15 protein-coding genes are annotated in these 14,973 nt (G+C 70.6%); 11 read left to right on the top strand and 4 right to left on the bottom strand.

Annotated elements, in window-relative coordinates; genetic code table 11:
• Positions 1-583: 583 nt before the first annotated feature.
• The 3 genes from AAC691_RS04965 to AAC691_RS04955 all read left to right on the top strand — a co-directional run bounded on the left by AAC691_RS04965 (position 584) and on the right by AAC691_RS04955 (position 2,450).
• The gene (locus AAC691_RS04965; RefSeq protein WP_342629154.1) at positions 584-1,762 is read left to right on the top strand and encodes a glycosyltransferase family 4 protein; all 1,179 of its coding nucleotides are present in this window, start codon (positions 584-586) and stop codon (positions 1,760-1,762) included.
• 228 nt (positions 1,763-1,990) lie between these two features.
• Positions 1,991-2,233: a DUF4160 domain-containing protein gene (locus tag AAC691_RS04960; protein WP_342629153.1), complete on the top strand. Its 243-nt coding sequence runs from the start codon at positions 1,991-1,993 to the stop codon at positions 2,231-2,233.
• On the top strand, positions 2,208-2,450 hold the full coding sequence (locus tag AAC691_RS04955; protein WP_342629152.1) for a DUF2442 domain-containing protein: 243 nt from the start codon (positions 2,208-2,210) through the stop codon (positions 2,448-2,450). The genes AAC691_RS04960 and AAC691_RS04955 overlap by 26 nt, the downstream gene beginning before the upstream one ends.
• A gap of 186 nt (positions 2,451-2,636) precedes the next feature.
• On the opposite strand, the gene AAC691_RS04950 is transcribed toward AAC691_RS04955, so the two are convergent.
• A complete protein-coding gene (locus AAC691_RS04950) occupies positions 2,637-3,173 on the bottom strand; it encodes a hypothetical protein (RefSeq protein WP_342629151.1) in 537 nt (178 codons plus the stop codon).
• Positions 3,170-4,417, bottom strand: a complete 1,248-nt coding sequence (locus tag AAC691_RS04945) for an aminopeptidase (protein ID WP_342629150.1) — start codon at positions 4,415-4,417, stop codon at positions 3,170-3,172. Before AAC691_RS04945 ends, AAC691_RS04950 begins: the two co-directional genes overlap by 4 nt.
• A 341-nt stretch (positions 4,418-4,758) precedes the next feature.
• Between AAC691_RS04945 and AAC691_RS04940 the strand changes: the two genes are divergently transcribed.
• Positions 4,759-5,112: a Rieske 2Fe-2S domain-containing protein gene (locus AAC691_RS04940; protein WP_342629149.1), complete on the top strand. Its 354-nt coding sequence runs from the start codon at positions 4,759-4,761 to the stop codon at positions 5,110-5,112.
• 211 nt (positions 5,113-5,323) lie between these two features.
• On the opposite strand, the gene tyrS is transcribed toward AAC691_RS04940, so the two are convergent.
• Together tyrS and AAC691_RS04930 are read right to left on the bottom strand one after the other, a co-directional pair.
• Positions 5,324-6,565: a tyrosine--tRNA ligase gene (tyrS, locus tag AAC691_RS04935; protein WP_342629148.1), complete on the bottom strand. Its 1,242-nt coding sequence runs from the start codon at positions 6,563-6,565 to the stop codon at positions 5,324-5,326.
• A gap of 215 nt (positions 6,566-6,780) precedes the next feature.
• A complete protein-coding gene (locus tag AAC691_RS04930) occupies positions 6,781-7,446 on the bottom strand; it encodes an alpha/beta hydrolase (protein WP_323991418.1) in 666 nt (221 codons plus the stop codon).
• Positions 7,447-8,045: 599 nt separating this feature from the next.
• Here AAC691_RS04930 and AAC691_RS04925 point away from each other — a divergent pair.
• From AAC691_RS04925 to AAC691_RS04895, 7 genes are all read left to right on the top strand, one after another.
• A complete protein-coding gene (locus tag AAC691_RS04925; protein WP_408906059.1) occupies positions 8,046-9,263 on the top strand; it encodes a cysteine desulfurase family protein in 1,218 nt (405 codons plus the stop codon).
• 74 nt (positions 9,264-9,337) lie between these two features.
• Complete coding sequence (locus AAC691_RS04920; RefSeq protein WP_342630152.1) at positions 9,338-10,555, top strand: aminotransferase class V-fold PLP-dependent enzyme; 1,218 nt, start codon at positions 9,338-9,340, stop codon at positions 10,553-10,555.
• Entirely contained in the window at positions 10,543-10,857 is a 315-nt protein-coding gene (locus AAC691_RS04915; RefSeq protein ID WP_176641461.1) for a ferredoxin family 2Fe-2S iron-sulfur cluster binding protein, read from the top strand. Before AAC691_RS04920 ends, AAC691_RS04915 begins: the two co-directional genes overlap by 13 nt.
• Before the next feature lie 25 nt (positions 10,858-10,882).
• Positions 10,883-11,962: a tRNA 2-thiouridine(34) synthase MnmA gene (gene mnmA, locus AAC691_RS04910; RefSeq protein WP_342629146.1), complete on the top strand. Its 1,080-nt coding sequence runs from the start codon at positions 10,883-10,885 to the stop codon at positions 11,960-11,962.
• 75 nt (positions 11,963-12,037) lie between these two features.
• The gene (locus AAC691_RS04905; protein ID WP_342629145.1) at positions 12,038-12,706 is read left to right on the top strand and encodes a glutathione S-transferase; all 669 of its coding nucleotides are present in this window, start codon (positions 12,038-12,040) and stop codon (positions 12,704-12,706) included.
• Between the two features lie 7 nt (positions 12,707-12,713).
• Positions 12,714-13,862, top strand: coding sequence for a glycosyltransferase family 4 protein (locus tag AAC691_RS04900; protein WP_342629144.1), 1,149 nt, complete (start codon positions 12,714-12,716; stop codon positions 13,860-13,862).
• Between the two features lie 122 nt (positions 13,863-13,984).
• Positions 13,985-14,971 (top strand): GTP-binding protein, encoded by a 987-nt coding sequence (locus tag AAC691_RS04895; protein WP_342629143.1) that lies wholly within the window; start codon positions 13,985-13,987, stop codon positions 14,969-14,971.
• Positions 14,972-14,973 lie beyond the last annotated feature (2 nt).

Here is a 14,973-nt window from a genome sequence, read left to right as displayed (position 1 = left end):
TGGCGACGCATCGCCCTGCACGCGTATCCTGCGCTTCGGTGCTCACGGCCGGCAGGGCCGCTCCGCTCCGATGCTCGGAAACGCACGCCGGCCGTGCCGCTCTGCGGCACTCTCGCTCACCAGCCCACATTTTCGGACAGGATCTGAGAGATTCCAGCCGAGGTTGCGAACTGGCGGCGCATCGTCCTGCACGCGTATCCTGCGCTTCGGTGCCCACGGCCGGCGGGACCGCTCCGCTCCGATGCTTGGAAACGCACGCCTTCCGTGCCGCTCTGCGGCACTCTCGCTCACCAGCCCACATTTCCGGACAGGATCTGAGAGGCTCCAGCCGAGGTTGCGAACCGGCGGCGCATCGTCCTGCACGCGTATCCTGCGCTTCGGTGCCCACGGCCGGCAGGGCCGCTCGGCTCCCGGAAACATGCGCCTTCCGTGAAGCTGCTCGGCACTCTGGCTTGCCTGCCCGCGTGTCTGGGCGGGATCTGAGACTTGCTGTTCGGGGTTGTGTGCCGGCGGTGGTCCGGTGCGCGTTTTCGGGGCCTGGAGGCGCGCGCCGTTGGGCCGGGGGTGATGAAGACCCCGTGGCATGAAGGTTCTGGAAGTCACGAACGTCGATTTCTCGTTGCGGCATTTCCTTCTGCCCCTGATGCGCGGGTTGCGTGCGGCGGGGCATGAGGTGGTGGGCGTCTGTGCGGATGGGCCGCTGCTGGCCGATGTGCGCGGGGAGGGGTTTCGCGTCGAGATGGTGCCGATGGCGCGGTCCTTCTCGCCCGTTGCGCAGGCGCGGGCGCTGGGGGCGCTGATCGGGCTGATCCGGCGCGAGCGGCCGGACATCGTCCATGCCCATATGCCGATCAGCGGCCTGCTGGCGCGGCTGGCCGCGCGGCTGTGCGGCGTGCCGTGCATTGCCTATACCTGCCACGGCTTTCTGTTCAACCAGCCGGGGCCGGTCGCGCGGCGCGGGCTGGCGCTGGTGCTGGAATGGCTGGCCGGGCGGATCACCCACCGGTATTTCACCGTGTCGCGGCAGGAGGCCGAGGACGCGCGGCGGCTGCATATCCATCCGGCGGCGGAGGCCGTGGGTAACGGGCGCGATCCGGCCCGCTTCCGCCCCGATCCCGAGGCGCGGGCGCGGATCCGTGCCGACTTGGGCGTGCCCGAGGATGCCGTCGTGATCATCGCCGTGTCGCGGCTGGTGCGGCACAAGGGCTATCCGGAATTGCTGGAGGCGATGGAGCAGGTGCCGGGCGCCATGCTGTGGGTGGTGGGCGAGCGCCTGGCGTCGGACCATGGGGCGGCGCTGGACGCGGCGTTCGCGCGGGCGCGGCAGGTGCTGGGCGACCGGCTGCTTTGCGTGGGCTATCGGGGGGATGTGCCGGCGCTGCTGGCGGCGGCGGACATCTTTACCCTGCCCAGCCATTTCGAGGGCCTGCCGATGTCGGTGATCGAGGCCATGCTGAGCGGCCTGCCGGTGGTGGCGACCGATATTCGCGGCCCGCGCGAGCAGGTGGTGAACGGGCGTACCGGCCTGCTGGTGCCGCCGGGCGAGGCGGCGCCGCTGGGACGGTCGCTCAACCGGCTGGTCCGCGACGCGGCGCTGCGCCGCCAGATGGGCGCGGCCGGGCGGCAGCGCGCGCTGGCGCGCTATGACGAGCGGGTGGTGATCGCCGGGGCGGTCGAGGCGCTGCTGGCTGGAACGGCGACGGGAGCGGACACGGCGCCGGCGGCGGAGCGGGCTTCGGACGGCGTGGCGCGGGATGCGTGACGCCGGGGGGCGTAAGCGCTATATATAAATCTATTGGATTAATCTGATTTCATTGTCTGAAAGATCGTCTCCTTGCCGACCGGAACCTGGAAGTGCAGTGAGAACTCCCAATTTGACCATCGCGTCAAACATGGCAGTCGAGCAATCCGGTGGCTGGTTGAAGGCGGCCTGCTTGCCGCAAAGGAATCGGTGCCGGAGCGGATTTCGTCGGACGGAGGCCGAGCCTGAATGCCTACGGTCCTGCGGATTGATGGCTATCGGTTCTTCTTCTACAGCATGGAAGGCAACGAACCGCCGCATATCCATGTCGAAGCGGGGGAAAACGTTGCGAAATACTGGCTCGGACCTGTCGCCCTGGCAATGAATGATGGGTTCAGGTCACACGAACTCACCAAGCTGCGCGGGCTCGTTGCCACGCATAAGGACATGTTCAGGGAGGCATGGGATGCCCATTTCGGCAGCCAGGTTTGATCCGACCGCCACGGACGTTTGGACGGACAGCGATCTTCTTCATGTCGTGATGGCGGATGGGCGTGAGCTTTCCGTCCCTCTCGAATGGTTCCCGCGTCTGCGCGATGCGTCGTCGGAGCAAAGGTCTCGCTGGCGGTTCATCGGGCGCGGCAAGGGGATCCATTGGCCGGATGTGGATGAGGACATCCTGGTTGCGAGTCTGCTGCGCCTGTCCTGATCCTTTGATTGCCTCATCCCGTCCGAGCTTCTTGGGCCGCTGATTCGGGCCGCTGAAATTTTCGCCGCTTAAATTTCAACGAATCAGGGTGCAGGGACCCGCGGTCCCTGCCGGGTTCGGGCAGCGCCCGGATGGTGCCGGCCGGGTTGTGCCATCCTTGGGGGGCACCCGGCCGGCGCGCGGGTTCTATTGGCCGCCCTGCTGGCCGGGGCCGCCCATGGCCTGCATCAGGGCCTGGGCCTGCTGGGGGTTGTTGCGGATCAGCGCGACGTTGGCCGGGTTGGGGGTGGGGGCGTGGGCTTCGGGTGGCGGGGGCTGCTGGATCAGGGCCTGGGTCAGGCCGAAGGCGGTGATGCCCAGCACGAAGTCGCGCGGGGTGAAGCCGTGCGCGGACAGGATGGGCTGCAGGCCCGGGATGGCGGCGGTGCGCGCGATCGTCTCGTCCAGCGACAGGTTGGGGGCGTTCGGCGGGTTGATGCCGGCGGCCTGGATCGCGCGGATCGTGTCGGTCATGCGCGGCAGGAAGTCGGCGGGCAGGGGGTATCGCGCGGCCGCCTGCATGTCGCGCTGGAAGGCGGCCTGCTGGGCGGCGGTCGGCTGGGGCGGCATTTGCTGGGGAGCCGTCTGCTGGCCCCCCATCTGCTGGCCTCCCATCTGGGCCATCGCGGCGGCGGGGATCGCGGCGGCCAGGGCGGCCGCGAGGAACGGTACGTGTCTATTCATGGCGTGTTGACCCATTCGCCGTGTTTCATCAGGGGTTCGCGTCCGCCATCGCGGGTGATGGCGGTCACATCGATTTCGGCCGAGCCGATCATCCAGTCGATATGGATGAAGCTGCTGTTGGCGCCGCGGGCCGCGAGCTGTTCCGGCGTCTGGCCGTCAGTATCCAGCATGCACTTGGTATAAGCCTGTCCGAGCGCGATGTGGCTGGATGCGTTTTCGTCGAACAGCGTGTTGCGGAACAGCACGCCGCTTTGCGAAATCGGTGAGGAATGGGGCACCAGCGCGACCTCGCCGAGGCGGCGGGCGCCGTCGTCGGTGGCCAGGATGCGTTCCAGCACCGCCAGGCCCTGGGTGGCCTGGGCCTGGACGATCCGGCCGCCTTCGAACCGCACGGCGATGCCGTCGATCAGCGTGCCCTGGTGGAAGAGCGGCTTGGTGGCGCGGACATGGCCGTCGACCCGCAGCGCGTGCGGGGTGGTGAAGACTTCCTCGGTCGGGATGTTGGGGTTGCAGACGATGCCGTTCTGCGCCGGTTCGGAGCCGCCGGCCCAGAGATGGCCATCGGCCAGCCCGACCGTGAGGTCGGTGCCGGGGCCGGTGAAATGCAGCCCCGCGAAGCGCCGCGCATTGAGCCAGTCCGCGCGCCGGTGCAGCGCCGCGTTATGCTCGGCCCAGGCCGCCACCGGATCGTCCACCGTGACGCGCGAGGCCAGGAAGATGGCATCCCACAGCCGGGCCAGGGCGCGGTCCGGCGCGTCGTCGGGGAAGACCTGGGCGGCCCAGGCCGGGGTGGCGCAGGCGACGATGTTCCAGTTGGTGGCGAAGCTGGTGATCAGTTCCATCGCCGGGCGGCCGGCCAGGGAGGTGGCCTTGTTCGCGCGGGCGACGCGGTCGGGGTCTTCCTGGCTGAGCAGCACGGGATTGGCGCCGGTGATCGCCATCCGCGCGGCGCCTTCGCGATAGGCGCGGGCCATGCCCTCATGCAGCCAGCCCGCCGCGACGTCGAACGCCGCGTCGGGGGCGTAATGGAAGCGCGCCAGCGTCATCGCGTCGTCGGAGAAGAGCGGGGTGACCAGCGAGGCGCCGGCGCGATAGGCGTGCTCGGTGATCCGGCGCACCAGGGGCACGGCGTCGAGCGGCGCGGTGATCACCACCTGCTGGCCCGGGGCGACGTTCAGGCCGATCCGGACGGCGACCTCGCCCAGCCGGTCGAGCAGCCTGTCGTGGGGGGATGTGAAAGTCATGACGCCGGCCATCCTGTCTGTTCTGTTATCACCCCGGCACGGCGCAATCTTGCCCGCCGCGGCCGCCGGGAAGGAATCGGGACGCTAGTGTCCTGATTCCGAAATTCGCAAGCGAATTTTGGAATCGAAAGGACACTAGAATCAATATTTTAGTGGCCTGCTGATCCGAGAAATTCTCATAAGAATTTCTCGGGCAGGACACTAGCGTGGCGGCTTGGCGAGCGATAGGCAACAGGCGATGGGCGCCGAGGAATCATGCCAACGGGAACTATGCCAGGGGGAACCATGTCGGGTGGAGATATGGTGGGGGAGTGGTGATGGGGCGTGTCGGGCCGGAGGATATGACGGAGAATTGCGGCCGAACCGTGGAGGACGTCCGGCTGTGCGCGGTGGCGGACGTGCAGGATGGGCCGCGCCGGGTGGTGGCCGGCGATCGCGGGCTGGTGGTGTGGATCGCGGCCGACGGGGCGCCGCGCGTCTTCGCCGACCGGTGCCCGCATCGCGACGCGCGCCTGTCGGCCGGGCATGTCGAGGCCGGGCGCCTGGTCTGTCCGTTCCATCTGTGGGCGTTCGACGCGGCCGGTCGCCATGTCGGCCCGGACGGGGTGGCGAACCCGGATTGCCGCGTGCCGCGATTCGCCTGCCGGGTGCGGGACGGGGCGGTATGGGTGGAGATGGATGCGGTGATGTCCTGAACGGCGGCCGCCGCGAGGCGGGCGGGCGCCGTTTGGCAGGTTCGGGCGAAAGTCTGTCCGGGACTGTGCGCTGGTGCGTGGGAGCGGCCCGCAGGGCCGCGCCCGGCGTGTGTTTTCGAGCACCGAAGCGGAGTGGCCTTGATGGCCATGAGCATCGGAGCGCAGAAAACGCGCGTCGGACCACCGCCAGCGTGCAGTCCCGGGCAGGCTTTCAGGCGGGGCGTACCAGGATGTGGTGCTTGCGCCCGGAGGACAGTTTGATGGCGCCGTCCGTCAGGTCGGCGGTGCCGACCACCTGGCCTTCGTCCTGCACGGTCGCGTCGTTGATGCGCGCGCCGCCGCCGCGGATCAGGCGCCTGGCCTCGCCGTTGCTGGCGGCCAGGCCGGCCTCGGCGAACAGGCGGAAGGCCGGGATGCCTGCCGCGAGCTGGGCGGCGGGGATCGTCGTGCCGGGCAGGGCGGCGGCGGCCTGGCCTTGCTCGAAGGTGCGGCGGGCGGTCTCGGCGGCTTCCTCGGCGGCGGCGCGGCCGTGGCACAGCGCGGTGGCCTCGGTCGCCAGGATCTTCTTCGCCTCGTTGATCTCGGCGCCGCCCAGGGCGGCCAGGCGGTCGCATTCGTCGAGCGGCAGGTCGGTGAACAGGCGCAGGAAGCGGCCGGTATCGGCGTCTTCGACATTGCGCCAGAACTGCCAATATTCGAAGACCGGCAGGCGCGCCGCCGACAGCCAGACGGCGCCGCGGGCGGATTTGCCCATCTTGGCGCCCGAGGCGGTGGTCAGCAGCGGGGTGGTCAGGCCGAAGACCTGCTTCTGTTCGGTGCGGCGCACCAGGTCGATGCCCGAGACGATGTTGCCCCACTGGTCCGAGCCGCCCATCTGCAGGGTCACGCCGTACGTGCGGTTCAGTTGGCGGAAATCGTAGGATTGCAGGATGGAATAGTTGAATTCCAGGAAGGTCAGCCCCTGTTCGCGGTCGAGGCGCGAGCGGACGGAATCGAAGGACAGCATGCGGTTGACCGAGAAATGCACGCCCACGTCGCGCAGCAGCTCGATATAGGACAGGCGGTCCAGCCAGTCGGCGTTGTTGGCCAGGATGGCGCCGTCCGGGCCGTCGAAGCGCAGGAACTGGCGCAGGCAGCCCTCGATGCCCAGCAGGTTGGCGGCGATCGTCTGTTCGGTCATGAGCTGGCGCGCTTCCTCGCGGAACGAGGGGTCGCCGATCCGCGCCGTGCCGCCGCCCAGCAGCGCCACCGGCCGGTGGCCGTGCTTCTGCATCAGGCGCAGCATCATGATCTGGATCAGGCTGCCGACATGCAGGCTGTCGGCGGTGGGGTCGAAGCCGATATAGCCCGTTACCGGTCCCGCGCGCATGGCGGCGTCCAGGGCCTCCATGTCCGTGCACTGGAAGATGAAGCCGCGCGCTTCGGCTTCCCGGAGGAAATCGCTGTTGGGCATAATCGGGTCACTCTGGTTCGTGGCACCCGGTGGGGGGCGCCCGGCGGGGGGCACCCGGCGGGGCCGGGGGAATTGCGGGCCGCGAGGGCCCGGTGCCCCTGTAGCACGCCCGATGCGGGACATGAACCGGCAGGCCACGAACCAGTGGGGGCATGAACCAGTGGGGACGAACCAGGAGATGCGCCGGAGCGGGGATGCCGCCCCGGCGCGGCGGGTCAGTCGGCGGCCAGCGCCAGGCTGGTGCGCGACATGATGGTGGTCACGTGGTCTTCCAGCGCCTCGGCCACCTGGTCGGCGTGGTTGGCGTAGATGTGGTCGGCCCCGGCGAAGATGCGGTAATCGACCGAAACGCCCTTCTGGGTGTTCAGCTTGTCGACCAGTTTGCGCACCGCGGGCTCGGGCACCATGTCGTCGGAATCGCCGGCGATCATGAGCCCGCCGCAGGGGCAGGGGGCCAGGAAGCCGAAATCGTAATAGTTGGTGGGCGGGGCGACGCTGATCCAGCCGGTGATTTCCGGCCGGCGCATCAGGAGCTGCATGCCGACGAACGCGCCGAAGGAATAGCCGGCGATCCACAGCCCGCCGGCGTTCGGGTTGACCATCTGCATCCAGTCGAGCGCCGCCGCGGCGTCGGAAATCTCGCCGATGCCGCCGTCATAGCGGCCTTGTGACCGGCCCACCCCGCGCGAATTGTACCGCATGACCGAGAAACCCATCTTCTCGAACGAACGATACATCGCATAGGTGATGCGGTTGTTCATGGTGCCGCCATGCAGCGGGTGGGGATGGAGGACGAGGGCGAGCGGCGCGTTCGGCGCGCTCGAATGATGGTAGCGTCCTTCCAGGCGGCCGTCGGGGCCGGCGAACATGACCTCTGGCATACAAATCCCGCAATGTGAGTCCCGCGCCGCAGGGCATGGCGGCGGGACCGTTACTGTGAGTGCCGTGCGGATGGCGATGCCCCGTCATCCGCACGGCGAAGAAAAACATGCGTGGTCCGCGCCGGGCCGGAAGGGCGCGTGGACCATGCGATCCGGAACCGTCGCGGCCGGACCGGCATCGTGGCTGGGGGTGGAGGACGCGCCGCGCGGCGGCGGCGTCAGGCGTGGGACGCGACGTCGTCCGTCACGGTTTCCGTCGTCTCGGTTTCCGTCAGGGGGTTGTCATTGGAAGCCGGACGGAACATCGGCGAGAGGGCCGGTTGACTTCCTGCGCGGCATGGTCATAGTCCAGTATCCCTTTTTCAGACCTTCCTGAGCCCGGTCCGACGAAAGCCCGTCGGGCGCGAGACGCTCCGGCCCTGAAAACATGTCTCGAACACCCGGCCCGGCCGCACGCTGCGCCGTAGGCTGACCGTTCGGTTTCGGACTGTATATAGCGATCCGGAATCGCCAATTACCAGATAAATCGTCTTTAACATTCGACATGGCGGCCCGGCACGCAGGGCGGGGCGGCCGTTTCGGAGAATGTCGCGGGCAGGATGTCGGCCATGGAGCGTGATTTTTTCTACTTCGATGCGAATGCGTCGGAACCGGTGCGCCCGGCGGCGCTGGCCGAGTTGAATCGCGTGGCCGCCCTGGCGGGCAACCCGTCATCGGTCCATCGGGCGGGGCGGGAGGCGCGGGCGGTCCTCGAATCGGCGCGGGAGCGTCTGGCCGGGCTGTTCGGCGCGCGGGCCGACAATTGCGTCTTCACCGCGGGCGGGACCGAGGCGAACGCCCTGGCGATCGCGGGGTTGGGTGCCGGCCGGCCGGTCCTGGCCTCGGCCGTCGAGCATGACGCGGTGCGGGCGGCGGCGGGAGGCGACAGGACGGGAAGCGACGGGAGGGGGGACGATTCGGCGAGTCCGGGGTCCGGGACCGTCATTCCGGTCGATGAACGGGGCGTGGCGCGGCTGGACGTGCTGGAGCGGATGCTGGCCGCGCGTGCGCGGGCCGGGGCGCCGCCGCTGGTGTGCCTGATGCTGGCGAACAACGAGGTGGGCACGATCCAGCCGGTGGCCGAGGCGGCGCGCCTGTGCCGGGCCCATGGGGCGCTGCTGCATGTCGACGCGGTGCAGGCGGCGGGGCGGATCGCCGTGGACCTGGCCGCGCTGGGGGCCGACAGCCTGGCGGTGTCCGGCCATAAATTCGGCGGGGTGAAGGGGGCGGGCGCGCTGCTGCTGGCGGGGGAGGCGACCCGGGTGCTGCCGCCGCTGATCGCGGGCGGCGGCCAGGAGCTGGGGCGGCGCGGCGGCACGCAGGCCCTGCCGGCGATCGCCGCGATGGCGGTCGCGGCCGGCGAGGCGGTGGCCGGGCTGGCGGACGAAGCCGCGCGCCAGGCCGGGCTGCGCGATGCGATCGACGCGGCGGCGCGGGAGGCGGGCGCGGTAATCTGCGGGGCGGGGGCGCCGCGCCTGCCCAACACCACGGCGCTGGCGCTGCCCGGGCGGGCGGCGCAGACCCAACTGATCGCGCTGGACCTGGCCGGGTTCGGGGTGTCGGCGGGGTCGGCCTGTTCGTCGGGCAAGGTGGCGCGCTCGCACGTGCTGGAGGCGATGGGGCTGGGCGCGCTGGCGGGGGAGGCCATCCGCGTGTCGCTGCCCTGGAACGTGCGGGAGGCGGATGTCGCGGCGTTCATCGCCGCCTATGCCGCGATGGCGGGGCGGCTGGCGCCGCGCGCGGCGGCGGGGATCGTGGCGGAGAGGAAGCAGGGATGAGCGACGCGGGCATGAATGAAGCGGGCCTGAATGAAGCGGGCCTGAATGAAGCGGGCATGAGCGGCGGTGCGGCGATGGGGCCCCTCTATCTGGATTACCAGGCCACCACGCCCTGCGATCCGGCGGTGATGGCGGCGATGATGCCGTGGTTCGCCGAATCGTTTGGCAATCCGCACAGCGCCGACCATGTGCTGGGGCGCCGTGCCCATGACGCGGTCGAGGCGGCGCGGGACGCGGTCGCGGCGCTGCTGGGCGCGGACAGCCGGGAGGTCGTGTTCACCTCGGGCGCCACCGAGGCCAACAACATCGCCATCAAGGGGGCGGTGCGGTTCCTGGCGGCGCGGGGGGATGCGCGGCGGCGGGTCGTCACGGTGGCGACCGAGCATAAATGCGTGCTGGAATCGGTGCGTGACCTGGCGGACGAGGGGTTCGAGCCGGTGATCCTGCCGGTCGGGGCGGACGGGCGGCTGGACCCCGGGACGCTGCGGGACGCGCTGGCGGTGCCGACCCTGCTGGTCAGCATCATGGCCGCGAACAACGAGACCGGGGTGCTGCACGACCTGGCGGCGCTGGCGCCGATCGTGCGGGCGGCGGGGGCGCTGCTGCACAGCGACGTGGCGCAGGCGGCGGGCAAGATCGCGCTGGATGTCCGGGCGATGGACCTGGACCTGGCGTCGGTGTCGGCGCACAAGCTGTACGGACCCAAGGGGGTGGGGGCGCTGTATGTGCGCCGGCGGCCGCGGGTGCGGCTGGCGCCGCTGTTTTCCGGCGGCGGGCAGGAGCGCGGGCTGCGGTCGGGCACCCTGCCGGCGCCGCTGCTGGTGGGGTTCGGCGAAGCCTGCCGGCTGGCGCGCGCTCTGCGCCTGGAGGAGGGGCGGCGCCTGGCGGCGCTGCGCGACCGGTTCCTGGCCCGCCTGGTGGCGGCGGAGCCGGGCGTGACGGTCAACGGGTCGATGGCGCACCGGCTGCCGTCCAACCTGAACCTGCGCTTCGCGGACGTGCGGGCGCTGGACGTGATCGCCCATGCGCCGGAATTGTGCCTGTCGACCGGGTCGGCCTGTTCCTCGGCCGAGCTGGCGCCGTCCTATGTGCTGACGGCGATGGGGCTGGACGCGGCGCAGGCGGCGCGGAGCTTGCGTCTGGCGGTGGGACGCTATACCTCACCCGCCGATATGGATCGCGCGGCCGCGATCCTGTGCCGGGCGGTGGCGGATGCGCGCGCGGCGGGATCGGGAGCGGCCGCGCATGCCACCCACGACGACACGGCCAGGACAGAGACATGCCGCATATGATTTTCATCGACAGCGACGGGACGCGCCGGGAGGTGGACGCGCCGATCGGGCTTTCGGTCCTCGAGATCGCCCACAAGCACGGCGTGGACCTGGAAGGCGCGTGCGAGGGGTCGCTGGCCTGCGCCACCTGCCATGTCGTCGTCGATCCGGACTGGGCGGCGAAGCTGGCCGCGCCGACCGAGGACGAGGAAGACATGCTGGACCTGGCCTTCGGCCTGGAGAAGACGTCGCGCCTGGGCTGCCAGATCGTGATGACCGAGGCCCTGGACGGGCTGGTCGTGCGCCTGCCGCGCACGGCCTGACGGAAGAAAGGAAGGGGGACGGCCCATGCGGATCATGGTCGCCATGTCGGGCGGCGTGGACAGCAGCGTGGTTGCGGCACGGCTGGTCGCCGAAGGGCACGAGGTCGTGGGCGCGACGCTGCAGCTCTATGATTCGCGGCAGAGCGCGCGCAAGGGCGCGTGCTGCGCCGGGCGCGACATCCACGATGCGCGCCGGGTGGCCGACCGGTTGGGCATCCCCCACTATGTCATCGATGCCGAGAGCCGGTTCCGCGAGAGCGTGATCGAGACCTTCGCCGATGCCTATGCCGGCGGCGAGACGCCGGTGCCGTGCGTGGCCTGCAACCAGGGGGTGAAGTTTACCGACCTGCTGGGCATGGCGCGCGACCTGGGGGCCGAGGCGATGGCGACGGGGCATTATGTCCGCCGCGTCGAGGGGCCGGACGGGCCGGAACTGCACCGCCCGGTCGATGCCGGGCGCGACCAGTCCTGGTTCCTGTTCGCGACCACCCGGCGGCAACTGGAGTTCCTGCGCTTTCCGCTGGGCGACATGCCGGACAAGGATGCGGTGCGCGCCGAGGCCGCGCGGTTCGGCCTGTCGGTCGCGGCCAAGCCCGACAGCCAGGACCTGTGCTTCGTTCCCGACGGGTCCTATGCCGACCTGGTCGAGGCGCTGCGCCCCGAGATGGCGGGCGGGGGCGAGATCGTGGACGCGGCGGGGCAGGTGGTCGGCCGGCATGAGGGGGTGACCCGCTTTACGGTCGGGCAGAGCCGGCGGCTGGGCCAGGCCGCGATGCGCGACGGGGCGCGCCAGATGGTGGTGGGCATCGAGCCCGCCTCGCGCCGGGTGGTGGTCGGCCCGCGCGCGGGCAGCGCGGTGCGCGACCTGGCGCTGCGCGACGTGAACTGGCTGATCGACCCGCCTGCGGGCGATCTGCGCTGCCTGGTGCAGATCCGCGCGCGCGAGGCGGCGCGGCCGGCGGTCGTGCGGCGGACGGAGGACGGTGCCGCGGTGGTCCTGGACGAGCCGGCGATGCCGGCGCCGGGCCAGGCCTGCGTGCTGTATGACGGGACCCGCGTGCTGGGCGGCGGGTTCATCCGCCGGCGCGCGCCCGGCGCGGCCTGAGCGTTCGTTCGGCAGCGTTCATTCGGCGTTTACGTTTACCTCCGGCGGCGGCGCCGGAGCGGGGAGGAGACGGGCATGGCGGATGGCAGGCTGGTCATCGGCACCAAGCGATATTCGTCCTGGTCGCTGCGCGGCTGGCTGGTCGTGCATCTGGCCGGGCTGGACGTGGAAGAGGTGCTGATCCCGATCGCCGGCGGCGGGGGCACGGCGGGGATCAGGGCGGTGTCGCCGAACGGGCTGGTGCCCTATCTGGAGCATTGTGGTGCGCGGGTCTGGGAAAGCCTGGCGATCGGCGAATATTGCGCGGAGATCGCGCCGTCCCTGTGGCCCCGGGAGCGGGCGGCGCGGGCGCATGCGCGGAGCATCGCGGCCGAGATGCATGCCGGTTTCGGGGCGCTGCGCGCGGCGCTGCCGATGAATCTGGGGCGGGTGGCGCAGGGGCTGGCCGACGGCCTGTCCGACGCGGTGCGCGACGACGTCGCGCGGATCGAGGCCATCCTGTCGGAGACCCGGGCGGCGTTCAGCGCCGGGGGGGCGTACCTGTTCGGGGACGAACTGACGGTCGCCGATGCGATGTATGCGCCGGTGATTGCGCGGTTCCTGTCCTATGACGTCATCCTGTCGCCGGTGGTGGCGGGGTATGCGGCGTCGGTGCGGACCCATCCGCTGATGGTGCGCTGGTATGACGAGGCGGCGCGCGAGCCGGACGCCTGGCGGCTGGATCGTTACGAATCCGTGGTATGATGACCTGATGGCCGTGCCGAGGGTGATGACCGTGCTGCCGCCGCGCGAGCGTTTCGCGCCCGGGTGCAGCGGGGTGATCGGCCTGCTGGTGCATCGCCTGGCCGGTGCCGGGGACCTGGTGGTCGGGGCGGCGGTGGACGATCCGTTCGCGGACGTGGCGTTCCGGGCGGTGCCGCGCGTCTGGCTGCCGATCGGCGGGGCGTTGCGTGGAGGGGCGCTGGGCGGCGCGGGGCGCTATGCCGCCGGGGTGGCGCGGCTGGTGCGCGAGATCCGGCCGGAGGTGCTGGAAATCCACAACCGGCCGGATATCGCCTGGGCGCTGGCGCGGTGCTTTCCCCGGATGAGGATGGTCCTGTTCCTGCATAACGATCCGCCGGCGATGCGCGGCGCGCGCACGCCGGGGCAGCGCGCGGCGATCGCGCGGCGCATGCGGGTGGTGGCGGTGTCCGACTGGGTGCGGGGGCGGTTCCTGGATGGCGTGTCCGAGGACGTGCCCGGGGGGGCGGATCTGGCCGGTCGTGTGGAGGTGGCGGCCAACTGCATCGACCTGGCATCGCTGCCGGCGCCGTTGCCGCCCGAGGCGCGCGAGCGGGTGATCCTGTTCGCCGGGCGGGTGGTGGCGGACAAGGGGGCGGATTCCTTCGTCGCCGCGTGCGGGATGGTGCTGCCGGAGCTGCCGGGCTGGCGGGCGGTGATGATCGGGGCGGACCGGTTCGGGGCGGATTCGCCCGAGACCCCGTTCCTGGCGGCGTTGCGGCCGGCCGCGCGGGCGGCCGGGGTGGAACTGGCGGGCTATCTGCCGCATCGCCGGGTGGCCGAGGCGATGGCGCGGGCCGCCATCCTCGTGGTGCCCAGCCGGTGGCCGGAGCCGTTCGGGGTGGTGGCGCTGGACGGGATGGCGGGCGGGGCGGCGCTGATCGTCGCGCCGCGCGGCGGGTTGCCGGACGTGGTCGGCGAGGCGGCCCTGCAGGCGGAGCCGGACCCGCCGGCGATGCTGGCGGCGGCGATCCGCAGGCTGGCGCGATCGCCGGAGGAACGGGCGGAATTCTCGGCGCGCGGGCTGGCGCGGGTGCAGGCATTCGACCGGCCGGCGGCGCGGATGCGGCTGGAGGCGTTGCGGCGGCGGGTGCTGGAGGAGGCGGTGCCGTCGGGGTGAGGTCGCCTTCTGGGTGGGGTCGGGGCGACTTTGAAATACGACTTTCCGGGGCCGGGGGGATGGGACGGGCGCGCCGGCGGGCCTATATGCAGGCATCGATGGATGCATGGACAGGAGACGACATGTCTGAAACCCAGCAGGCGAATCGCGACGCCCTGGTGCCCGTGACGGTGCTGACCGGCTTTCTGGGGGCCGGGAAGACCACGTTGCTCAACCATATCCTGACCGCGGAGCATGGGCGGAAATATGCCGTCGTGATCAACGAGTTCGGGGAGCTGGGCGTCGATAACGACCTTGTGGTGGATGCCGACGAGGAAGTGTTCGAGATGAATAACGGCTGCATCTGCTGCACGGTGCGGGGCGACCTGATCCGCATCCTGGGCAGCCTGATGAAGCGGCGGGTGAAGTTCGACGGCATCATCGTCGAGACCACCGGGCTGGCCGATCCCGCGCCGGTCGCGCAGACATTCTTCGTCGACGAGGATGTGCGGGGCAGGACGCGGCTGGATGCGGTGGTCACCGTCGTCGATGCCGCGAACGTTCTGCAGACGCTCGACGAGAGCCCCGAGGCGGTGAACCAGATCGCGTTCGCCGACGTGATCATCCTCAACAAGGTCGATCTGGTGGACGAGGCGGGGCTGGCGGCGATCGAGGCGCGCATCCGCACGATCAACGCGGTGGCGCGGCTGCATCGGGCGCAGCGGGGCGGCGTGGCGCTGACCGACGTGCTGGACCAGGGCGGGTTCGACCTGCAGCGGGCGCTGGAGCATGCGCCGCGCTTCCTGGAGGATACCAGCCATGCGCATGAGGAGAACGTGACCTCGGTCTCGTATGCGGTGGAGGAGCCGCTGGATGCGGCGAAGTTCCAGGCCTGGATCGGGGCGCTGCTGCAGGAGCAGGGGGCGGATATCCTGCGGGCCAAGGGAATCCTGAATTATGCGGGCGAAGACCGGCGCTTTGCCTTCCAGGCGGTGCACATGATGGCCGATGGCGGGTTCATCGGGCCGTGGAAGGAGGGGGAGGCGCGGGAATCGCGGCTGGTCTTCATCGGCCGGAACCTCAATCGCCCGCGCCTGCGCCGGGGTTTTGAAAGCTGCCGCGCGCAATGAGC

Source organism: Nguyenibacter vanlangensis (assembly GCF_038719015.1).
Taxonomy (GTDB): domain Bacteria; phylum Pseudomonadota; class Alphaproteobacteria; order Acetobacterales; family Acetobacteraceae; genus Gluconacetobacter; species Gluconacetobacter vanlangensis.
Note: the sequence above shows the minus strand (reverse complement) of the source record. Positions and strands in the feature narration are given on the sequence as shown.

What these genes read in the sequence shown, in the direction of transcription:
- AAC691_RS04965 (WP_342629154.1), top strand. Translation starts at nt 584, where the DNA reads ATGAAGGTTCTGGAAGTCACGAACGTCGATTTCTCGTTGCGGCATTTC.
- AAC691_RS04960 (WP_342629153.1), top strand. Translation starts at nt 1,991, where the DNA reads ATGCCTACGGTCCTGCGGATTGATGGCTATCGGTTCTTCTTCTACAGC.
- AAC691_RS04955 (WP_342629152.1), top strand. Translation starts at nt 2,208, where the DNA reads ATGCCCATTTCGGCAGCCAGGTTTGATCCGACCGCCACGGACGTTTGG.
- AAC691_RS04950 (WP_342629151.1), bottom strand. Translation starts at nt 3,173, where the DNA reads ATGAATAGACACGTACCGTTCCTCGCGGCCGCCCTGGCCGCCGCGATC.
- AAC691_RS04945 (WP_342629150.1), bottom strand. Translation starts at nt 4,417, where the DNA reads ATGACTTTCACATCCCCCCACGACAGGCTGCTCGACCGGCTGGGCGAG.
- AAC691_RS04940 (WP_342629149.1), top strand. Translation starts at nt 4,759, where the DNA reads ATGACGGAGAATTGCGGCCGAACCGTGGAGGACGTCCGGCTGTGCGCG.
- tyrS (WP_342629148.1), bottom strand. Translation starts at nt 6,565, where the DNA reads ATGCCCAACAGCGATTTCCTCCGGGAAGCCGAAGCGCGCGGCTTCATC.
- AAC691_RS04930 (WP_323991418.1), bottom strand. Translation starts at nt 7,446, where the DNA reads ATGCCAGAGGTCATGTTCGCCGGCCCCGACGGCCGCCTGGAAGGACGC.
- AAC691_RS04925 (WP_408906059.1), top strand. Translation starts at nt 8,046, where the DNA reads ATGTCGGCCATGGAGCGTGATTTTTTCTACTTCGATGCGAATGCGTCG.
- AAC691_RS04920 (WP_342630152.1), top strand. Translation starts at nt 9,338, where the DNA reads ATGGGGCCCCTCTATCTGGATTACCAGGCCACCACGCCCTGCGATCCG.
- AAC691_RS04915 (WP_176641461.1), top strand. Translation starts at nt 10,543, where the DNA reads ATGCCGCATATGATTTTCATCGACAGCGACGGGACGCGCCGGGAGGTG.
- mnmA (WP_342629146.1), top strand. Translation starts at nt 10,883, where the DNA reads ATGCGGATCATGGTCGCCATGTCGGGCGGCGTGGACAGCAGCGTGGTT.
- AAC691_RS04905 (WP_342629145.1), top strand. Translation starts at nt 12,038, where the DNA reads ATGGCGGATGGCAGGCTGGTCATCGGCACCAAGCGATATTCGTCCTGG.
- AAC691_RS04900 (WP_342629144.1), top strand. Translation starts at nt 12,714, where the DNA reads ATGGCCGTGCCGAGGGTGATGACCGTGCTGCCGCCGCGCGAGCGTTTC.
- AAC691_RS04895 (WP_342629143.1), top strand. Translation starts at nt 13,985, where the DNA reads ATGTCTGAAACCCAGCAGGCGAATCGCGACGCCCTGGTGCCCGTGACG.